Annotated in this window: 19 protein-coding genes; 12 read left to right on the top strand and 7 right to left on the bottom strand. The window is 75.8% G+C overall.

What is annotated here, in order from left to right; translation table 11 throughout:
- Window positions 1–14: 14 nt before the first annotated feature.
- Window positions 15–392 carry a YchJ family protein gene (locus ACI799_RS17365; RefSeq protein ID WP_456591168.1) on the bottom strand — a complete coding sequence of 126 codons (378 nt, stop codon included), beginning with the start codon at window positions 390–392 and terminating at the stop codon, window positions 15–17.
- A gap of 33 nt (window positions 393–425) precedes the next feature.
- Between ACI799_RS17365 and mftE the strand changes: the two genes are divergently transcribed.
- On the top strand, window positions 426–1,121 hold the full coding sequence (gene mftE / locus ACI799_RS17360; protein WP_456591169.1) for a mycofactocin biosynthesis peptidyl-dipeptidase MftE: 696 nt from the start codon (window positions 426–428) through the stop codon (window positions 1,119–1,121).
- 36 nt (window positions 1,122–1,157) lie between these two features.
- On the opposite strand, the gene ACI799_RS17355 is transcribed toward mftE, so the two are convergent.
- Window positions 1,158–2,168, bottom strand: coding sequence for an iron-siderophore ABC transporter substrate-binding protein (locus tag ACI799_RS17355; RefSeq protein WP_456613558.1), 1,011 nt, complete (start codon window positions 2,166–2,168; stop codon window positions 1,158–1,160).
- Between the two features lie 138 nt (window positions 2,169–2,306).
- On the opposite strand from ACI799_RS17355, the gene ACI799_RS17350 reads away from it, so the two are divergent.
- The 5 genes from ACI799_RS17350 to ACI799_RS17330 all read left to right on the top strand — a co-directional run bounded on the left by ACI799_RS17350 (window position 2,307) and on the right by ACI799_RS17330 (window position 8,402).
- Window positions 2,307–2,861, top strand: a complete 555-nt coding sequence (locus ACI799_RS17350) for a cysteine hydrolase family protein (protein WP_456591171.1) — start codon at window positions 2,307–2,309, stop codon at window positions 2,859–2,861.
- Window positions 2,858–4,267, top strand: coding sequence for a mycofactocin biosynthesis glycosyltransferase MftF (gene mftF, locus ACI799_RS17345; RefSeq protein ID WP_456613557.1), 1,410 nt, complete (start codon window positions 2,858–2,860; stop codon window positions 4,265–4,267). Before ACI799_RS17350 ends, mftF begins: the two co-directional genes overlap by 4 nt.
- Before the next feature lie 106 nt (window positions 4,268–4,373).
- Window positions 4,374–5,639 (top strand): multidrug effflux MFS transporter, encoded by a 1,266-nt coding sequence (locus tag ACI799_RS17340; RefSeq protein WP_456599641.1) that lies wholly within the window; start codon window positions 4,374–4,376, stop codon window positions 5,637–5,639.
- A gap of 68 nt (window positions 5,640–5,707) precedes the next feature.
- A complete protein-coding gene (locus tag ACI799_RS17335) occupies window positions 5,708–7,036 on the top strand; it encodes a GAF domain-containing protein (protein ID WP_456613556.1) in 1,329 nt (442 codons plus the stop codon).
- A 49-nt stretch (window positions 7,037–7,085) separates the two neighbouring features.
- On the top strand, window positions 7,086–8,402 hold the full coding sequence (locus tag ACI799_RS17330; RefSeq protein ID WP_456613555.1) for an MFS transporter: 1,317 nt from the start codon (window positions 7,086–7,088) through the stop codon (window positions 8,400–8,402).
- Here the strand turns inward: ACI799_RS17330 and ACI799_RS17325 are convergent.
- The gene (locus ACI799_RS17325) at window positions 8,324–8,779 is read right to left on the bottom strand and encodes a hypothetical protein (protein WP_456613554.1); all 456 of its coding nucleotides are present in this window, start codon (window positions 8,777–8,779) and stop codon (window positions 8,324–8,326) included. The genes ACI799_RS17330 and ACI799_RS17325 overlap by 79 nt on opposite strands.
- Window positions 8,780–9,139: 360 nt before the next feature.
- Here ACI799_RS17325 and ACI799_RS17320 point away from each other — a divergent pair, with 360 nt between their 5' ends.
- The 5 genes from ACI799_RS17320 (at window position 9,140) to ACI799_RS17300 (ending at window position 15,977) form a co-directional block, all read left to right on the top strand.
- Window positions 9,140–9,676 (top strand): (2Fe-2S)-binding protein, encoded by a 537-nt coding sequence (locus ACI799_RS17320; RefSeq protein ID WP_456599638.1) that lies wholly within the window; start codon window positions 9,140–9,142, stop codon window positions 9,674–9,676.
- Window positions 9,673–12,141, top strand: coding sequence for a xanthine dehydrogenase family protein molybdopterin-binding subunit (locus tag ACI799_RS17315; protein WP_456613553.1), 2,469 nt, complete (start codon window positions 9,673–9,675; stop codon window positions 12,139–12,141). Before ACI799_RS17320 ends, ACI799_RS17315 begins: the two co-directional genes overlap by 4 nt.
- Window positions 12,138–12,995, top strand: a complete 858-nt coding sequence (locus tag ACI799_RS17310; RefSeq protein WP_456613552.1) for an FAD binding domain-containing protein — start codon at window positions 12,138–12,140, stop codon at window positions 12,993–12,995. The genes ACI799_RS17315 and ACI799_RS17310 overlap by 4 nt, the downstream gene beginning before the upstream one ends.
- A gap of 107 nt (window positions 12,996–13,102) precedes the next feature.
- Entirely contained in the window at window positions 13,103–14,200 is a 1,098-nt protein-coding gene (locus tag ACI799_RS17305; protein WP_456613551.1) for an SRPBCC domain-containing protein, read from the top strand.
- A gap of 214 nt (window positions 14,201–14,414) precedes the next feature.
- Window positions 14,415–15,977: a DUF222 domain-containing protein gene (locus tag ACI799_RS17300; RefSeq protein WP_456613550.1), complete on the top strand. Its 1,563-nt coding sequence runs from the start codon at window positions 14,415–14,417 to the stop codon at window positions 15,975–15,977.
- Window positions 15,978–15,987: 10 nt separating this feature from the next.
- On the opposite strand, the gene ACI799_RS17295 is transcribed toward ACI799_RS17300, so the two are convergent.
- Genes ACI799_RS17295 through ACI799_RS17285 form a run of 3 tightly spaced genes read right to left on the bottom strand, consistent with a single transcriptional unit; the run spans window position 15,988 to window position 17,953 of the window.
- The gene (locus tag ACI799_RS17295) at window positions 15,988–16,611 is read right to left on the bottom strand and encodes an alpha/beta hydrolase family protein (RefSeq protein ID WP_456591182.1); all 624 of its coding nucleotides are present in this window, start codon (window positions 16,609–16,611) and stop codon (window positions 15,988–15,990) included.
- The gene (locus tag ACI799_RS17290) at window positions 16,608–17,279 is read right to left on the bottom strand and encodes an HAD-IA family hydrolase (protein WP_456591183.1); all 672 of its coding nucleotides are present in this window, start codon (window positions 17,277–17,279) and stop codon (window positions 16,608–16,610) included. Before ACI799_RS17290 ends, ACI799_RS17295 begins: the two co-directional genes overlap by 4 nt.
- Window positions 17,276–17,953, bottom strand: a complete 678-nt coding sequence (locus ACI799_RS17285) for a DedA family protein (protein ID WP_456613549.1) — start codon at window positions 17,951–17,953, stop codon at window positions 17,276–17,278. The genes ACI799_RS17290 and ACI799_RS17285 overlap by 4 nt, the downstream gene beginning before the upstream one ends.
- A 71-nt stretch (window positions 17,954–18,024) precedes the next feature.
- On the opposite strand from ACI799_RS17285, the gene ACI799_RS17280 reads away from it, so the two are divergent.
- The gene (locus tag ACI799_RS17280; RefSeq protein WP_456613548.1) at window positions 18,025–19,323 is read left to right on the top strand and encodes an amidohydrolase family protein; all 1,299 of its coding nucleotides are present in this window, start codon (window positions 18,025–18,027) and stop codon (window positions 19,321–19,323) included.
- Between the two features lie 2 nt (window positions 19,324–19,325).
- On the opposite strand, the gene ACI799_RS17275 is transcribed toward ACI799_RS17280, so the two are convergent.
- On the bottom strand, window positions 19,326–19,799 hold the full coding sequence (locus ACI799_RS17275) for a hypothetical protein (RefSeq protein WP_456599632.1): 474 nt from the start codon (window positions 19,797–19,799) through the stop codon (window positions 19,326–19,328).
- Window positions 19,800–19,863: the final 64 nt, after the last annotated feature.

Genomic DNA, 19,863 nt, shown 5'->3' with positions numbered 1-19,863 from the left:
CCGCCCGACACCCCTCAGCGCGCGTCGAGGTAGCGCCAGGCGCCGTCCTCCCGGACGAACCGGCTGATCTCGTGCTGGCTGCCGCGCTCGCCGCCGGCGACGTACCAGGCGCGGAACTCCACGGTCCCCTCGGTGGCGAGCAGCCCGCCGCCGGTGGTGGCGAGCACGTCCAGGCCGGTCCAGCGCACCTGCGGATCGAGCTCCACCGACGCCGGCCGGGTGGTGGAGTGCCAGCTGGTCAGCAGGTAGCCGGCGTCGCCGACGGCGAAGGCGCTGTACCGCGACCGCATGAGCTGCTCGGCGGAGACCGCCGTCGCCTCGCCGGCGTGCAGGCGTCCGCAGCACTCGGCGTAGGGCAGGCCGGTGCCGCACGGGCAGCGTCGGGGAGCCATGGGGCCAGTCTGCCGTCGTGCGAGGCTGGGCCGGTGACCTCCCTCGGCGACGCCACCTGGTCGGAGCTGCCCGAGCGGCCGCTCCTCGTCGTCCCCCTGGGATCGGTGGAGCAGCACGGCCCGCACCTGCCGCTGGCGACCGACACCCGGACGGCGGAGACGGTGGCGCAGGCCGCGGTGCCCGGGATCGGTGGCGCGCTGCTCGCCCCGGCGATCCCCTACGGGGCGAGCGGGGAGCACGAGGGGTTCCCGGGCACGGTGTCGATCGGCACGGAGGCGCTGACGACCGTGCTCGTGGAGTACGGGCGATCGGCCTGCCGCTGGGCGGGGCGGCTGCTGGTCGTCAACGGCCACGGGGGCAACTACTCCGCCCTGCGGGCGGCGGTGCCGCTGCTCCGGGCCGAGGGGCGGGACGTGGCCTGGTGGCCGCTCGCCGTTGCCGGCGGCGACGCCCACGCCGGCCGCACGGAGACGTCGCTCATGTTGCACGTGGAACCTGCTGGGGTCCGCCGGGAACGGGCGGAGGCGGGGGAGACGGCGCCGCTGCGGGAGCTGCTGCCCCGGATGCGCGCCGAGGGCGTGCGGGCGGTCAGCCCGAACGGGGTGCTCGGGGACCCGGCGGGCGCGTCGGCGGGCGAGGGGGCGGAGCTGGTGGCGGACCTGGCCGGCCGGCTGGCTGCCGCCGTGGCGACCTGGCGCATCGACGACGCGGGGCGGCTCCGGGAGTGATCCCGGAACCGCCCCGCGCCGGAGGTGGTGGCCCGCTCAGTTCAGGGCGTCGGCGAACAGCGGCACGCTGTTCTCGATCGCGTACAGCAGGCCCGGTGCCGAGGCGCTGGAGAAGGCGTTGAGCAGCGTCAGGTCGTCGAGGACGACGGCGCGACCCTCCTGGACGGCGGGCAGCGACTGCCACACCGGGCTGCCGGTGAACGCCGAGGCCTCGACGAAGATCGGGAAGACCACGGTCAGCTGGGCGTCGAGCAGATTGAGCTGCTCCTCGCCGATGGGCACGAAGAAGTTCTCGGTCGCCAGCGCCTCGATCTCGGCCTTGTTCTCGAAGCCGAGCTGCTCCATGAACTGCACCCGCGAGTCGCCGGTGAGGTAGACGTTCCAGCCCTCGCCGGAGTAGGCGCCGACGGCGACCTCGGTGCCCTGGAACTCGGGGTGCTCCTCCCGGGCCTGCTCGAAGGCCGCCTCGACCTCGGCCGCGAGCTCGTCGGCCTCCTCGCTCCTGCCGAGCGCCTCGCCGATCATCTCCAGCTGCTGCTGCCAGGTCGTCTGGTACGGCCCGACGCCCTCGGGCTGACCGATCGTCGGGGCGATCTCGTTCAGCAGGTCGTAGCGCTCCTGGTCGCCGGACGAGCGGGTGTCGAGGATGAGGTCGGGCTGCAGCGCCGCGATCTGCTCGTAGCTCGGCTCGAGCGTGCCGATGATCACGGGGGGCTCGGCGTAGCCCTGCTCGACCCAGTCGCCGAGGCCGTCCTCGCCGCCGACCGCCAGCCAGTCGCTGGCGCCCACCGGCTCCACACCGAGCGCGAGGGCGGTCTCGGCGTCGGACCAGCCGAGCGCCACCACCCGCTCGGGCTCCTCCTCGACCGTGACCTCGCCGAAGGCGGTCTCCACCGTCACCGGGAACGCCGACGACGAGTTCCCGGTCGTGCTCCCGGCCGCCCCGCCGTCGGAGGTGGCGGGCTCGTCGCCGGAACCGCAGCCGGTGACGACGAAAGCGGTGGCCGCGAGCGCGGCAGCACCCCGGAGGGCGGAAGGAAAAGGCATGACACAACTCCTTGGCGGATCAGGTAAGGGTGACCTAAGCACACGAACCTGGGAGCGGGGCGGCCGGGACCGGATCGTTACTGTCGCGGGACCCGTACGGCGGGAGCCGAGGGCACCGACGCGCGAGGAGGGCCGGGCATGAGCGGGGCGATCGAGGGCCGCGAGGGCTGGCTGGTCGTGATCGACCTGCAGCACGTCTTCGGCGAGCAGGACTCGCCGTGGACCGCGCCGCGGTTCGAGGAGATCCGCCCGCGCGTCCGCCGGCTGGTCGAGGCGTTCGGCGAGCGGGTGGTCTGGACCCGGTTCGTGGCGCCCGCGGAGCCGGTGGGGGCGTGGAAGGAGTACTACGCGCAGTACGACTTCGCGCTGCAGCCCCCCGACGCGCGGTGCTACCAGCTCGTCGAGGACCCGGGCGGCGCCCCGGTCGTGGACGCCACCACGTTCGGCAAGTGGGGGCCGCGGCTGGCCGAGGTGGTCGGCGAGGGGCCGCTCACCGTCGCCGGGGTGGCCACCGACTGCTGCGTCATCTCCACCGTGCTCCCGGCGGCCGACGCGGGGGTGCACGTCCGCGTGGTCACCGACGCGTGCGCCGGGGCGGGCGACCAGGAGCACGAGCGGGCCCTGCAGGTGATGGCCGGCTACGCCCCCCTGGTCTCCTTCGCCACGACGGACGAGGTCCTGGCGCAGGGATGATCCCCGCCCCGCCGGAGCGCCGGCTGCCCGACGGGTTCGCCGTGCGGCTCGACCCGCGCACCCGCCGGCGCGACGGCGGCGCGACCCTGCTCGGGGGTTCCCCGCTGCGGCTGATCCGGCTGTCCCCGCGCGCGGCGGGGCTGCTGGCCGCCGACCGCCTGGTGGTCGGCGACGCGACCGGTGCCGCCCTGGCCGCGCGGCTCCTCGACGCCGGCCTCGCCCACCCGGAGCCGCCGCCGGACGCCGGCGGGGCGGACGTGACCGTCGTCGTCCCGGTGAAGGACCGACCGGCCGGGCTTGGCCGGCTGCTCGCCGCGCTGCGCGCCGATCCGCGGACGGCGGCTGTGCCCGTGGTCGTCGTCGACGACGGCTCGGCGGTGCCGGTCACCGCTCCCGACGGCGTCCGCGTCCTCCGGTACGAGGTGTCCCGGGGCCCGGCGGCTGCCCGCAACGCCGGCCTGGCCGCGGCAGGCACCGAGCTGGTCGCGTTCCTCGACTCCGACTGCGTCCCCCTCCCGGGCTGGCTGGGCCGGCTGCGGCCGCACCTGGCCGATCCCCGGCTGGCCGTGGTGGGCCCCCGGATCGTGCCGCTGGCGGGCGCGGCACGCGGGTGGACGAGCCCCTACGAGGACGTCGCCGGCGCGCTGGACATGGGCCCGGAGCCGGCGGCGGTGCGGCCGCTGTCGGCGGTGTCCTACCTGCCGAGCGCGGCGCTGCTGGTGCGCCGGTCGGCCCTGGGCCCGGGCTTCGACGAGGCGATGCGGGTCGCCGAGGACGTCGACCTGGTCTGGCGGCTGACCGCGGCGGGCTGGCGGGTGCGGTACGTACCGGCGGCCGAGGTCGCGCACGAGCACCCGGCGCGCACCGCAGACTGGCTGCGGCGGCGCGCCTTCTACGGCACCGGCGCCGCCCTGCTGGCCGCGCGGCACGGGTCGGCGGTGTCGCCCCTGGTGATCGCGCCGGAGACGGCGCTCACCTGGGCGCTGCTGCTCGCCGGTGGTCGGTGGGGGCGGGCGGCCGGGGTCGCCGTGCTGGGGGTCACCGCGGCCCGGCTCGCGCGCCGGCTGGCCCGGCCGGGGGAGGCCGCCCCGGCCGTGCTCGCCACCGGCCTCGTGGTGCGCGGCCTCGCCGCGTCGGGCCGGGCGCTGACCCGCGCGGCCACCCGGCACCACTGGCCGGTGGCCGCCGCCGGGGCGATCGCCTCCCGGCGCGTGCGCAGGGCCGTGCTGGCGGCGGCGCTCGCCGACGGGCTGCTGGCCTGGGCGCCGCACCGGGGCCGGGTCGGACCGGTTCGTCACCTCCTGGCCCGGCGGCTCGACGACCTCGCCTACGGGGCGGGCCTGTGGGCCGGGGCCGTGCGGGCCCGCGACGTCCGGCCCCTGCTGCCGACGCGCCCACCCCGCTGACGACCCGCCCGGCCGCGGAATGCGCGGCGGGCCTCGCGCCTTGCACGGCGTCGTACTGCGGTTCGACCAGCGTGGGTCCCGCTCAGCACCGATCGACGGGAAACCCGTGACCACTACCCAGGACCGCCCCCAGCCGCAGGCGACCCCCGATGCGCCCGCGCGACCGGGCGCCGCCCGCACCGCGCTGACGCTCGGCGCCTTCGTCGCCCTCGGCCCGCTGACCATCGACATGTACCTGCCGGCGCTGCCCAGCATCACCAGTGACCTGCTCACCACCTCGGCGACCGTGCAGCTGACCCTCACCGGCACGCTGATCGGCCTGGCGCTCGGTCAGCTGGTGCTCGGCCCGCTGTCGGACGCGTACGGCCGCCGCGGGCCGCTGCTGGCCGGCACCGCGCTGCACGTCGTCGCCTCGCTGCTCGTGCTCGTCGCGCCGACCATCGCCGTCCTCGGCGCGCTGCGGGTGCTGCAGGGCGTGGGCGCCGCCTCCGGCGCGGTCATCGCCCTCGCCGTGGTGCGCGACCTCTACGACGGCCGCGCCGCGGCGACGATGCTCTCCCGGCTGTTCCTGGTGCTCGGCGCCGCGCCGGTGCTGGCGCCCACCATCGGCGGGGAGATCCTGCGCTTCACCACCTGGCGCGGGGTGTTCGGCGTGCTGGCGGCTTACGGCCTGCTGCTGCTGGTCGTCGGGTGGGCGACGCTGCGGGAGACCCTGCCGCCCGCGCGGCGGAGCAGCGCCGGGGTGCTCGGGACGCTGCGGGTCTACCGCGGCCTGCTGCGCGACCGCGTCTACGTCGGGCTGGTGCTGGTCGCCGGCCTCACGATGGCCGGGCTGTTCAGCTACGTCTCCGGCTCCGCGTTCGTCTACCAGGACCAGTTCGGGCTCGACGAGCAGCAGTTCGGGCTGCTGTTCGGCGCCGGCGCGTTCTGGCTGATCGCCGCCACCCAGCTCAACCCGCTGCTGCTGCGCCGCTGGTCGCCGCAGACGCTCCTCGTGGCCGGCACCGTGGCCGGCGCGCTCGCCGGCGCCGCGCTGGTCGGGCTGGCCGGCACGGGGACCGGTGGCCTGGTCGCCGTCACCGGGGCGCTGTGGGCGGTGCTGTTCGCGTGCGGGCTCGCGCTGCCCAACGCCCCGGCGCTGGCGCTGTCCCGGCACGGCGAGGCGGCCGGGAGCGCGGCGGCCCTGCTGGGCGCCATCCAGTTCGGCGTCGGCGCGGCGGTCTCCCCGGTCGTCGGCCTCCTGGGCAACGACGCGGTGGCGATCGGCCTCGTCGTCGTCACGGCGCTGGTCCTGGCGATCGTCGTGCTGGCCGCCGTCGTCCGGCCGTGGCAGCTGCCGGCCGGGGATGCGGCGGCGGCCCCGGCGCACTGACCCGCGCCGGCCGCTCTGGTGGAAACCGCCGGCAGCGGCCACGATGACCGGGAGATGAGCGACTCCCCGTGGCGCGGCCGGTGACCACCGCCGTCAACCCGTGGCTGGCGCTGCCCGACGGGTCGCCGTCGGCCGCCCGCACGCGCCGGTTGCGTGCGGCGCACGAACGCCTGGTCACCGCCGGTGCGCTGCCCGTCGACGACGCCGTCCGCCCGGTCGTCCGCGACTCGTGGCGGCGCTCCCTCGGCAGCGGCGTGGACCCCGACGGCGGGCTGCCCCCCGTGGAGCTGCTGGACGCCGACCTGCTCGCCTACCGGGCGGCCCACCCGCTGGCGCCGGTGCTGCCGGTGATCCGCCGGCTGCTGGTGCAGGACGCCGAGGCCGACCGGATGATCGTGGCGGTCACCGACGCCGCGGGGCGGATGCTCTGGGTGGAGGGCGACCACCGGCTGCGGGCGCAGGCCGAGGGCGTGAACTTCGTGGCGGGCGCCCGCTGGTCGGAGGAGGTGGCCGGCACGAACGCACCCGGGACGGCGCTGGCTGTCGACTCCGCCGTGCAGATCTACGGCAGCGAGCACTTCCGGCGCTCGGTGCAGCCCTGGAGCTGCTCGGCCGCGCCGGTGCACGACCCGGCAACCGGTGCGCTGCTCGGCGTCATCGACGTCACCGGCGGCGACCACGTGGCCAGCCCGCACGTGCTCACCCTCGTCCGCGCGACGGTGGCCGCCGTCGAGTCGGAGCTGCGCTGGCTGAACCGGGAGCGGCTCGCCGCCGGCCCGGCCACCGGGGCGCCCGCACCGGCGGCGGCGCGCCTGGAGGTGCTCGGCCGGGAGCGGGCCCGGCTGCTGCTGCCCGGCGGACCGCTGGAGCTGTCTGTCCGCCACTCGGAGCTGCTGTTCCTGCTGGCCGAGGCGGCCGCCTCGGGGCAGGGCCGGGACGCCGCCCAGCTCGCCGACGAGGTGCACGCCGGATCCGCGGCGACCGTCACGGTGCGGGCGGAGCTGTCGCGGCTGCGCCGCCTGGTGGGCAGCGAGCTGCTCGCGTCCCGCCCCTACCGCCTGGTCGGCCGGCTGCACACCGACGTGGAGCAGGTGCGCCGGCTCGTCGCGCGCGGGGAGGTCGGTGCCGCGCTGGAGCACTACGCGGGGCCGGTGCTGCCCGGCTCCCAGGCGCCGGGGGTGCGGCAGGCCCGCGACCGACTGCTGGCGGTGCTCCGCCGGGCGGTGCTCACCGGGCGCCGCCCCGACCAGCTGCTGCGCCTCGCCCAGCTGCCCGAGGTGCGGGAGGACGCCGGGGTCTGGCAGGCGCTGTGCGAGGTCCTCCCGGCGGGCTCGCCCCGCCGGGCGGCGGTGACGGCGCACCTGCACCGCCTGCGGCTGGCCGGTCGCACGCGCTGACCCGCCCGGCGCGGGAATGCTGAGGGCTGCTCACGACTTCGCAGCTGGCGTGACCGCAGCACCCTTCGTCGACCGACCACCCCTGAGCCCCGTCCGGGTCGTGGTGGCCATCGTGGCGCTGGCGCTCGGCGGGTTCGCGATCGGCACCACCGAGTTCGTGACCATGGGCCTGCTGCCCGACATCGCCGAGGGCGTGGGCGTCGACATCCCCTCGGCCGGCCACGTCATCTCCGCCTACGCCCTCGGCGTCGTGGTCGGCGCCCCGGTGATCGCGGCGATGAGCGCCCGCCTGCCCCGGCGCGCGCTGCTGGTCGGCCTGATGGTTGCCCTGCTGGTCGGCAACGTGCTCACCGCCCTGGCGCCGGGCTACCCGACGCTGCTGGGCGCCCGGTTCCTCGCCGGCCTGCCGCACGGCGCCTACTTCGGCGTGGCCTCGCTGGTCGCCGCGTCGCTGGTCGCGCCGCGGCTCCGCGGCCGCGCGGTCAGCTCGGTGATGCTCGGCCTGGCCGTCGCGCTGGTCGCCGGCGTCCCGGCCGCGACCTGGTTGGGGCAGGCGGCCGGCTGGCGGGCGTCGTACTGGCTGGTGGTCGTCCTGGCCGCGGCCACGGTGGCGGCCGTGCTCGTCGTCGTCCCGCCGTCACCGGGGCGGCCCGACGCGACGGTGCGGGGCGAGCTGGGCGCGCTGCGCCGGCCGCAGGTGCTGCTGACCCTGGGGGTCGGCGTCGTCGGCTTCGGCGGCATGTTCGCGCTCTACAGCTACATCGCCCCGGTCGTCACCGACGTCGCGGGCCTCTCCCGGGGCACCCTGCCCGTGGTCCTGCTGGTGTACGGGATCGGCGGGATCATCGGGACGGCGCTGGCCGGGCGGCTGGGCGACTGGTCGCTCTTCCGCTCGCTCGTCGGCGCCCTGGTGGCCCTGATGGTGCTGCTCGCCGTGGTCGCCGCGGTCGCGTCCTGGGTGCCCGGCCTGGTGGCCGGTGTCTTCCTGGTCTCGGTCAGCGGCTCGACCCTGGCGATCCTGCTGCAGTTGCGGTTGATGGAGACCGCGGGGGAGGCGCAGATGCTCGGGGCCGCCCTCAACCACTCGGCCCTGAACATGGCCAACGCCCTCGGCGCCTGGGCCGGCGGGCTCGTCATCGCCGCGGGCCTCGGCTACCGGGCGCCCAGCGCCGTCGGCGCCGGGCTGGCGGCCGCCGGGCTGATCCCGCTCGCGATCTCCGCCGTCCTCCGCCGCCGTGAGCGGGCGGGCCGGGACGCGCCGGGCGCGGGGGCCCGTTCCGCGGAGGCCTACGCCTCCGCGCCCTGGGACTCGTCGGTCCGCGGGGACAGCAGTGCCCCGAGCGCGGTCTCGATCCGCCGGCCGTAGCGGTTCGCGTACCGGATCCCCGGCCTCCCCGGGCCCTCGTCCAGGCGGGCGGGGAGCCCGTCGGCGACCAGCCGGTCGACCACCGCGGCGGTCAGCGCCGGGTCGTCGGTGAACGAGAACCCGGTCTCCATGGCCCGCCACTTGCGGCGGTCGAGCACCACGAGCGCGGTCACCACCGCCGCGGCCCCCGCACCGGCCCGGGCCGGTAGCGGCCACCCCGTCGGCCGCAGCACCGGCACGGACGCCGCCGCAGCGGCGGAGCAGGCCCCGAGGAGGGCGCCCCAGCCCACCGCGTCGAGCCGCGCCGTCCGCAGGAACGACCGCCGTCGGCGACGGGCGAACCAGGGCTGCGGCCGGAGCGGCACCACGGATCCCACGGGTCACCGCTCCCGGGAGCGCGCGGTCACCGGCATCATCGGCCGAGACTAGGTAGACCCGGGTCCCGGCACCACGCCTGCCGCCCCCTTTCTGCTCCGGACGGCCGTGCCGCGCGCGGTGAGCTGCAACGGGGACGCAACGTTGTCCCGCCGGCGGTGCCGCGGCCGTCCACCACCGGAGGCGCCCGGAAATCCTGGTCTTTCCGGGGGACTCCGTCTCCCACCGGCGGATCCGGGCAGGCCCGCGTGCAGTTAAGCGTGGCCAAAGTCACTCCTTTCGGGTCAGACTCCGCGGCAGGTCCACGGTCGACCGTGGGCGCGGTCTGCAACGAGGGACCCCTGCAACGAGGCGGAGGACTGATGACCCGGATCAGCGTGCGGGTGGACGGGACGTCCTACCAGGACGACGTCGAACCCCGGACACTGCTCGTGCACTACCTGCGGGAGCAGCTCGGCAAGGTCGGGACCGTGGTCGGTTGCGACACCAGCAACTGCGGTGCCTGCACCGTCCACCTGGACGGCGAGGCCGTGAAGAGCTGCACCGTGCTGGCGGTCCAGGCCGACGGTGCCGAGGTGACCACCATCGAGGGCGTCGCCCGCGACGGCGAGCTGCACCCGGTGCAGAAGGCCTTCCACGAGCTGCACGGGCTCCAGTGCGGCTACTGCACCCCCGGGATGATCATGGCCTCGATCGACCTGCTCCAGGACAACCCCGACCCGAGCGAGGACGAGGTGCGGGAGGGCATCGAGGGCAACCTCTGCCGCTGCACCGGCTACCAGAACATCGTCCGCGCCGTGCAGCAGGCCGCCGGTGAGCTGCGTGGCACCGGCAGCGGCTCCGTCTCGCCCGCGGCGGTCGACACCGCCGCCGCGCCGCACGTGGTGGGGCAGGCATGACCGCCGTGGAGGAGCGCACCGGCGCCCCGGCCCCCGAGATCGGCAAGGCGCGCCGCCGCAAGGAGGACGCCCGGCTGATCACCGGCAAGACCACCTGGACCGACAACATGGTGCTGCCGGGGATGCTGCACCTCGCGGTCGTGCGCTCACCCGTAGCGCACGCGCGGATCACGAACGTCGACGTCAGCGCCGTCCGGGAGGCGCCCGGCGTCATCGCCGTCTACACGGGTCAGGACCTCGCCGAGGAGCAGGGCTCGCTGCCCTGCGCCTGGCCGGTCACCCCGGACATGGTCAACCCCGGGCACCCGTCGATCGCCGTCGACCAGGTCAACCACGTCGGCGAGGCGGTCGCGGTGATCGTGGCGCGCAGCAAGACCGCGGCGCAGGACGCCGTCGAGCTCGCCGACATCGACTACGAGCCGCTGCCGGTGGTACTGGACATGGAGGAGGCGGTGAAGGACGGCGCGGACCTGGTCCACGACCACCTGGAGTCCAACACCAGCTACCACTTCGTCTTCGACGCCGGCGAGATGGGCACCGGCGCGGACACCGAGCAGGCGTTCGCCGACGCCGACGTCGTCGTCAGCCGGCGGCTGATCCAGCAGCGGCTGATCCCGGCGTTCATGGAGCCGCGCTCGGTCGTCGTCCAGCCGCAGGGCGACAACTACACGATGTGGTCGGCCACCCAGATCCCGCACATCCTGCGGGTCATGGCGGCGATGGTCACCGGCATCCCCGAGCACAAGCTGCGGGTGGTCGCCCCCGACGTCGGCGGCGGGTTCGGCGGGAAGCTGCAGGTCAACCCGGAGGAGATCCTCTGCCTGCTGATCGCCCGGCGCCTGGGCAAGCCGGTCAAGTGGACCGAGACCCGCAGCGAGTCGCTGATGACGGCGCACCACGGGCGCGACCAGATCCAGTACGTCGACGTCGCCGCCGACCACGAGGGCAACCTCAAGGGCCTGCGCGTGCGGCTGCTCGCCGACATGGGCGCCTACCTGCGGCTGATCACTCCCGGTGTTCCGGCCCTGGGCGCCTTCATGTTCCCGGGCATCTACAAGTTCCCGGCCTACCGGTTCGAGTGCGACGGGGTGTTCACCAACAAGGTGCCCACCGACGCCTACCGCGGCGCCGGCCGCCCGGAGGCCACGTTCGCGATCGAGCGGATCATGGACGAGCTCGCCGTCGAGCTCGGCATGGACCCCCTCGAGCTGCGGCGCAAGAACTGGATCAAGGCCGAGGAGTTCCCGTTCACCACGGTGGCCGGGCTGGCGTACGACAGCGGTGACTACGACACCGCGACGCAGCAGGCGCTGGAGCTGCTCGGGTACGACGAGCTGCGCGCCGAGCAGCAGCGGCGGCGGGAGTCGAACGACCCGGTGCAGCTGGGCATCGGCATCTCCACCTTCACCGAGATGTGCGGACTGGCCCCCTCCCGGGTGCTCGGCTCGCTCTCCTTCGGCGCCGGCGGCTGGGAGCACGCGGCGATCCGCATGCTGCCCACCGGCAAGGTCGAGGTCGTCACCGGCTCGACGCCGCACGGCCAGGGCCACGAGACGGCGTGGAGCCAGCTGGTCGCCGACTCCCTCGGCGTGCCGTTCGAGGACGTCGAGGTGCTGCACGGGGACACCGCGATCGCCTCCCGCGGGCTGGACACCTACGGCTCCCGGTCGCTGGTGGTCGGCGGCTCGGCGGTGGTCAAGGCGGCGGACAAGGTGATCGCCAAGGCCCGCAAGATCGCCGCGCACCTCCTGGAGGCCAGCGAGGACGACCTCGACTTCGAGGGCGGGAAGTTCTCCGTGCGGGGGACCCCGGGCACCGGGCTCGGCATCCAGGAGATCGCGCTGGCGATCTTCGCGGCGCACGACTACCCGGAGGGGATCGAGCCCTCGATCGACGCCGAGGCGACGTTCGACCCGGAGAACTTCTCCTTCCCCCACGGCACGCACCTGTGCGCCATGGAGGTCGACACCGAGACCGGGTTCGTGAGGATCCGCAAGTACGCCTGCGTCGACGACGTCGGCACGATCGTGAACCCGCTGATCGTCGAGGGGCAGGTGCACGGCGGGCTGGCGCAGGGGATCGCCCAGGCGCTGTACGAGGAGGCCGTCTACGACGCCGACGGCAACCTCACCACCGGCACCTTCGTCGACTACCTGGTGCCCGCGGCATCGGACCTGCCGCACTTCGACACCGGCAACACGGTGCACACAGCGCCGGGCAACCCGATCGGCGCCAAGGGCGTGGGGGAGGCCGGCTGCATCGCCTCGACGCCCGCGGTGGTCAACGCCGCGTTGGACGCCGTCCGGCACCTGGGCGTGCAGGACATCCGGATGCCGCTGACCCCCGAACGGGTCTGGCGGGCCATCCACGCCGGAGGCGACGGCGGCGACCGGGCATCGGCCCGGACGAACGCGCAGGCCGTCGACTCCACCGACGCCCCGTCCACCTCCGGAGGTGCCCAGTGATCCCCGCGCCGTTCGAGTACGCGCGTCCGAGCAGCGTCGACGAGGCGCTGGAGGCCATCGCCTCCGGCGGGGAGGACGTGAAGATCCTCGCCGGCGGGCAGTCGCTGATCCCGGTCATGCGGCTGCGGCTGGCCGCGCCGGAGACCGTCGTCGACCTGGGGCGGGTCGCCGAGCTGCGGGGGGTGCGGGACGACGGCGACGCGATCGTCATCGGCGCGATGACCACCCACTCCGACGTCCTTGCCGACCCGCTGATCGCGCAGCACGTCCCGCTGATCGCCGAGGCCACCGGCACGGTGGCCGACCGGCAGGTGCGCCACCGGGGCACCTTCGGCGGGGCCCTCGTGCACGCCGACCCGGCCGGGGACCTGCCGTCCGTGGCGCTGGCGCTCGACGCCGAGTTCGTGATCGCCGGGCCCGGGGGGCGCCGGACCGTCGGTGCCGCCGACTTCTTCGTCGACTACCTCACCACCGCCGTCGAGGAGGGCGAGCTCCTGGTGGAGGTGCGGGTGCCGAAGCTCGCCGGCCAGTGGGGCATGCGGTACGAGAAGTTCAACCGCGTGGCGCAGGCCTGGTCGATCGTCGCGGTGGCCGCCGCGGTGCGCCGCGAGGACGGGCACATCGCCGAGGCGCGGATCGGGCTGACCAACATGGGCCCGACGCCGCTGCGGGCCGGCGCGGTGGAGGCCGCGCTGTCCGGGGCCGAGGCGACGCCCGAGGCGATCGCCGCGGCGTCCGCCCGCGCCGCCGAGGGGACCGAGCCGAGCAGCGACCTCAACGCGCAGGCGGACTACCGGCAGCACCTGGCGACCGTCCTCACGCGCCGGGCGGTGACGGCCGCCGCGGGGCTGTAGCTTGAAGGACCCCGCTGCCCCCCCGCCACTCGCAAAGCTCGTGACGGGACCCTGCAGCGGGGCCGTCAGGCCCTCGCAGACCCGGTCACCCTCCCAGGAGGTCCGCAGTGCAGCTGGAGAACTCGTTCACCGTCCCGGTGCCCGTCGACGAGGCCTGGCGGGTGCTGCTCGACATCGAGCGGATCGCCCCGTGCATGCCCGGCGCGGCGCTGGACTCCGTCGACGGTGACGACTTCACCGGGCGGGTGAAGGTCAAGCTCGGGCCGATCAACCTGACCTACCAGGGGAAGGCGTCGTTCATCGAGAAGGACGAGGCCGCGCACCGGGCGGTCATCGACGCCCGGGGCAAGGACCAGCGGGGCAACGGGACGGCGGCGGCGGTGGTCACCGCCAACCTCCGCGCGGAGGGCTCGGTCACGCGGGTCGACGTGCTCACCGACCTGAACATCACCGGCCGTCCGGCCCAGTTCGGGCGCGGCGTGATGACCGACGTCGGCAACAAGCTGCTGGGGCAGTTCGCCGACAAGCTCGCCGCCCAGCTCGGTGAGGGCGACGCGCAGGGCGACGCCGACCGCGCGGCCGCGGCGGAGGCCGGCCAGGCGGCGAATGCCGGCCCGGCGGCGAAGGCGGCGGCGACGGCCACCGGCGTGGTCGAGGAGGTGGCCGCTTCGGCGGAACAGGCCGCCGGCGAGGGGACGGCGGCCAAGAAGGCCGCCGCCGCCACCAAGAAGGCGGCCGCGTCGGCGACCGACAAGGTCAGCGCCGCGGCCGAGGAGTCCCCGGCGAAGAAGGCGGCCCCGGCCAAGAAGGCCGCCGCGAAGGCGGCGCCCGCCAAGGCCGCGCCGGCGAAGAAGGCGGCCGCGGGCAAGGAGACGGCGACCACGGAGACCCCGGCGAAGGAGACCGCGGCCAAGGTGACCGCCGAGAAGGCCGCCGACACCGCGCCGGCGGGCAAGGCGCCCAGCGGGCCGCCCACCGGCAACACCGCTCCGCCCGGGCGCCCGGCCACGGGTGCGCCGCTACGGAGCGTGCCTGACGCCGCCCCGGCGGAGCGACCGCGTCCGGCGTCGACCGAGCCGGAGCCGATCGACCTGCTGGAGGTGGCCGGAGGGGCCGCGTTGTCCCGCTACGCCGCCCCGGCTGCCGGGGTCGCCGCGCTGGTGCTGGTCGTCGCCCTCGTCGTACGGCGCCGCCGTCGTCGCTGAGGCCGTCGGACCGGTCCGTCACGTTCCGGGTTCCGGGTCCGGGGCATGACCTCCGGGCGGCGGCGCCGCGTCGGTCGATCACTCGGTGCGGCACGACCCGAGCCGCTGCCCCGGTTCCGCTCAGCCCTGCCTCGGCGCCTGGACGGGCAGCCGTGATTTGGTCGCCGGGCTCTCGCCTGCGGAAACTGTCGTACCCCCCGCTTAACCTGCGGGTATGTCGTCGGGTGTCGGGTTCGCGGTCGGGGTGACCGTGATGCCGGTGAGCCCGCCGTCGGAGTGGGAGCTGGCCGACCCTGATCCGTTGCCGCGGCTGGGTGAACCGTTGAGCGCGTGGTTGCCGGCCCGGCGGGGCGCGGCGGAGGCGGCGGAGCTGCTGGGTCAGATCGTGGCCGCGGAGGCGCAGTTGGCGGCGCTGCGGGCGGAGCTGGTGATGGATCTGGCCGCGGCGCGCCCGGCTCCGGCCGATCCGTTGCCCGGCGGTGAGCGCGCCGGACAGGTCGGCCCGGCCGAGGTGAGTGAGTTCGTGCCCGATGAGCTGGCCGCGGTGCAGAACTGCAGCCGCACGGCGGCGGTGACGCAGCTGGAGCACGCCGAGGTGCTGACCACGCTGCTGCCCGCGACGTACACACGGCTGCGGCTGGGGCGGTTGGACTGGCCCCGTGCCCGGGCGATGGCCGCGGAGGTCGCCGTCACCGGGCGGGAGACCGACCCGGGCGTGATCGCCGCCATGGAGGCAGCCGTCCTGCCCACCGCCACCGAGTTGGGGGTGGGGAAGCTGCGGGAGGCGGTGCGCGCCGAGCTGATCGCCCGCGACGCCGCCGCGGCCGACCGGCGCCGGCAGGCCCGTCGGCGGGCAGCGGATGTGACGGTGCGCCCGGTCGGGGACGGGATGAGCGAGCTGCGCGCCTTGCTGCCTCATCCCGAGGCTCGCGCCTGCCGCCAGGCGGTCGATCAGCATGCCCGCGCCGTGAAGGAGGCCGGTGATGCTCGGCCGATCGGCATGCTGCGCACCGGAGCCCTCATCGATCTGCTGCTGCGCCCCTGGCAGCAGCAGCCATCGGTGACCGCGCACCTGACCGTGGTGGCGCCGCTGTCCGCGCTGACCCCGGCGGGGTTCCTGGCCGCCGGCGCCCCGGCACCGGCCGCGTTCACCCCGCCCGGCACGCCCGCGCCGGTGGGGGAGGTGGACGGGGAGCCGATCACCGCCGCCCACCTGCGCGAACTACTCGCCGCCCTGGATGCCGCAGGCGTGCAGGCCCCACCCGCCGGCAGCCTGCAGATCGCGCTCACCGACGCCACCGGAAGACTGCGGGCGGTCACCGGCCGCGCCGAGCTGGAGAAGCTGGCCACCCGCGGCTGCCCCGACCACCCCGACCACCCCGACCGGTCCTGCGGCTGCCCGCTGCTCGGCCCGCCCGGGCCGGTGGACCGCTACCGGCCCTCGGCCGCCCAGCAACGCTTCCTCGCAACGCGGGATCGCACCTGCCGGCACCCCGGCTGCACCGTGCCCGCCGGCTGGGCCGACCTCGACCACGTCATCCCGCACGCCGACGGCGGCGCCACCGCCTGCGAGAACCTGTGCTGCCTGTGCCGCCACCACCACCGGCTCAAGACCTTCGCCCCCGGCTGGACCCACACGCTCAGCGACGACGGCGTCCTCACCGTCATCACCCCCACCGGGGTCAGCCGCACCAGCCGACCACCCGGCTATCGCGTCCTCACCGCACCACCGCAACCACCACCGCCACCACCGGCGGAGGACCCACCACCGTTCTGACCCCGAGCGGTCAGCCCGGGAGCACCTCGGCGAGCCAGGAGGCGGCGGCCGCGCCGACGAGGTCCGGGTTCTTCTTCAGCGAGTGGTCACCGGGGACGGCGTACACCGATGCGCTGCCCCGGCCGGTCAGCACCGCGGCCACCTCGGCCGGCGAACCGAACGCGTCCCGCTCGCCCTGCACCACGACGACCGGGACGGTCACGCCCGCGAGCTCGTCCGCCCGGCTCTTCTCCGGCCGGCCCGGCGGATGGAGCGGGAACGCCAGCGCGAGCACGCCGTCGGCGCCGACCTGTCCCGCGGTGCGGCAGGCCACCCGCGCCCCGGCGCTGCGCCCCCCGACCACGAGCGCACCGGTCAGGTGCCCCGACCCCGAAAGGTGCGCCAGCACCGCCCGCCAGCCCTCGTCCAGGCGGGCCGGCGCCGGGGCGATCTTCTTCCCCGCCACGCGCCACGGTTGCTCGATGCGCAGCACCCGCCACCCGCCCTCGGCGGCGTCGCGGGCGACCGCCTGCAGGTCGGCCGAGTCGGCCCCACCCCCGGCCCCGTGCCCGAGCAGCAGCGTCCCGCGGGCTCCGCCGTCGGTCAGGTGGGCGCGGGCCGGGCCGTGCGGCGTCCCGATGTCGAAGGCGGTCACCGCGGCGGGAGGGCCAGCAGCGCGTCCACCGCGCCGGGGAGGTCAGGGGCGGCGACGTCGGGCTCGCCGTACACCGCGGGGAACACCCGCTCGCTCCGGGGGAACCACGCGCCGGTGAGCCCCGCCCGCTGCGCGCCCAGCACGTCCCAGCCGTGCGCGGCGACGAGCGCCATCCGCTCCGGCGCCACGTCGCAGACGCCGGCCGCCCACAGGTACACCTCCCGTGACGGCTTCCAGGCGCGGATGGTCTCGCTCGTCATGCTGCGCTCCACCAGCGGCGTGATCCCGCCCCGCTCCAGCCCCGCCTCGGCCACGCCGGGCGAGCCGTGGGACAGCGTGACGACCCGGACCCCGGCCTCGGCCAGCCGGCGCAGCGCGGGCTCGACGTCGGGGTGCGGCGCGAGCTCCCCGAAGGCGTCGGCCACGGTCGCGCGCTGGTCGGCCGACAGACCGCTCTCCTGGGCCAGCGCGGCGTCGAAGGCGTCCCGGAACCGGCACCACGAACCGACGGCGGCCGCCGCGAAGCCGGTGAGCAGCGTGCGGGCGAACACGGTGCCCAGCAGCGCCTCGGGCTCCCCTGACTCGACCAGGGTGGCACGGACGGGCGCGAGGTCCAGCAGGGTCTCGTTGACGTCGAAGGCGACGACCTCGGGGCGATGCCGGATCACGATGTCGGGTCCCAGTCCTCGTCCAGGTGCTTCCCGGCCTGCGGGGGCCGGCGCATCCTCCCGGTGGCCTTCTTGTAGACGAACCAGGAGACGCCCAGCACCACGGCGGCCACGACCACGTAGTCCAGGTACCGCAGGTTCTCGTGGATGAAGTCGCCGGCCGCCACGCCCAGGGTGACCAGGACGGTGTTCCAGATCAGGCTCCCTGCCGCGGTGAACAGCAGGAACTGCCCCAGCGGCATCCGCACCACCCCGGCGGGCACCGAGATGAAGCTGCGCACGATCGGCACCATGCGGCCGAGGAAGACCGCGGCGCGGCCGTGCCGCTCGAACCAGGCGAAGGTCCGGTCGACGTCCTCGGTCTCCACCAGGGGCAGCCGGTCGAGGAAGGCGTGCGACCGGCGTGGCCCGAGCGCCCGCCCGACGTAGTAGAAGAAGATCGCGCCCAGCAGCGAGCCCAGGGTGGCGAAGATGATCACCGGGACGATCGACATCCGGCCGTCGTTGATGAGCACGCCCGCCAGGCCGAGGACCGCCTCGCTCGGGATGGGCGGGACGACCGTCTCGAGGAGGATCGACAGCCCGACCCCGACCGGCCCGAGGGTCTCGACCAGGTCCAGCAAGAAGCCGGTGATGCCACCCTCGTCGGAGGCCGCAGCGGCGAGGAACGACATGGGCTCCACGGTATCGGCGCCCTCCGCCCGCCGCCGCGCCCCTGGGCCGGCGCGGAGCTAGGTTCGGGACCATGCGGCAGCGCTTCACCGCCCGGGCACTCGTCGTCGGCGACCGCGCCGGGACGGTCGTCCCCGACGGCGTCCTGGACGTCGCGGACGGTGCGATCGCGTGGGTCGGGCCGGCCACCGAGGCGCCCCCGGTCGAGGACGCCGACGTCGTCGCGCTGCCCGGGGTGCTCACCCCCGGCCTGGTCAACGCCCACTCGCACGCGCCGATGGTGCTGTTCCGCGGGCAGGGCGAGGGGCTGCCGCTGGACCGCTGGCTGCGCGAGGTCATGTGGCCGCGCGAGAGCCGGCTCACCCCGGAGGACGTCGAGGTCGCGATGACCGCGGCGTCGGCGGAGCTGCTCGGCAACGGCGTCACCACCAGCGTGGAGATGTACTTCCACCCCGAGCGGATCGCCGCCGCCGTCACCACCACCGGTGCCCGGGCGGTCGTCGCCACGCCGCTGCTGGCGCTCCCGGGCATGCCGCCGATGGCCGAGCAGCTCGGCGCCGCCGTGGCCCTCGCCGCCGGCGCGCCCGGCGACGGGACGATCGAGTACGGCATCGGCCCGCACGCGGCCTACACCGTTCCGCTCCCCGTGCTCGCCGACGCCGCACGGGCCGCCCGCGAGCACGAGCTGCTGCTGCACCTGCACGTCGCCGAGACCGCCACCGAGGGCGCCGACCTGCTGGCCGCGCACGGGCTGTCGGTGCCCGCGCTGCTCGCCTCCTACGACGTCCTCGGTGGCCGGGTGCTCGCCGCGCACTGCGTGCACATGGACGACGGCGACCTCGAGCTGTGGCAGGAGTACGACGTCGCCGTCGCCCACTGCCCGGCCAGCAACGCCAAGCTCGCCAGCGGCGTCGCGCCGGTGCGCCCGATGCTCGACCGCGGCATCCGGGTGGGGCTGGGCACCGACGGCCCCGCGTCCAACGACTCCCTGGACCTCTTCGCCGACCTGCGGCTGGCCGCGGGGATGGCGCGGCTGCGTGAGCGATCGGCGACGGCGCTGACGGCGGCCGAGGCGTTCTGGCTGGCCACCGGGGGAGCGGCCGACGCCCTCGGCCGCCCGGACCTGGGTCAGCTGGCCCCCGGCCGGCGGGCCGACCTGGTGCACGTCGACACCCGGGACCTGGTGTTCGAGCCGGTCGGCGACCCGGCCGACGTGCTGGCGCACCTGGTGTGGTCCGGCGCGGGGCGGCACGTCCGTGACGTGTGGGTGGGCGGCCGCCCCGTCGTGCGCGACGGTGCCTCGACCACGGTCGACGTGACGGCGCTGCGTGACGACGTCGCTGCCCGCGCCGCCCGGCTCGCGGCGGGCTGAGCTCAGCCCGCCGCGGCCTGCAGGTCGTCGCCGGTCCAGGTGTAGAGCCGGTCGCCGAGGACGACGGTCACCCAGCCCTCGCAGAGCTGCGCCTCGTCGCCCAGATCGGGCCAGTTCCCGCCGCCGTCGAAAGGCATGCCCACCTGGGGGAGCGCGGTGCAGTCCGCCGGCGGTCGAGCTCCCTCGTCCAGCGTCATCTCCGCCCGCACGCTGCCGGAGTCGTCGCCGGCGGCCTCGCCGGGTCGGACGACGGTGACGTCGTGCCCCACCGGGCGGGTCCAGCCCGGCACGTCCCCGCGCGGGGCGTCGTCGGCGTCGGCGTGGTCCGACGTCTCGGTGTGACCCTGCAGCTCCGCCAGCATCGCCCCGGGCCCGTCCACGCCCGCCGGCATGGTCACCACGATCCCTGCCACGGCCACCGCGCCGACCGCCACCACTCCGGCCACCGTCCCGAGCACTGCCTTCTTCGTGTCCATGGGGGGAGCGTCGGTCCTCCCGCCGTCAGCGCGCGTCGGTCGCCGGGCTGATCCGCACCCTCCG

The organism is Blastococcus sp. SYSU DS0753, from assembly GCF_054051175.1.
The sequence above is the reverse complement of the archived record's forward strand: the minus strand, read 5'-3'. Positions and strand labels throughout refer to the sequence as shown.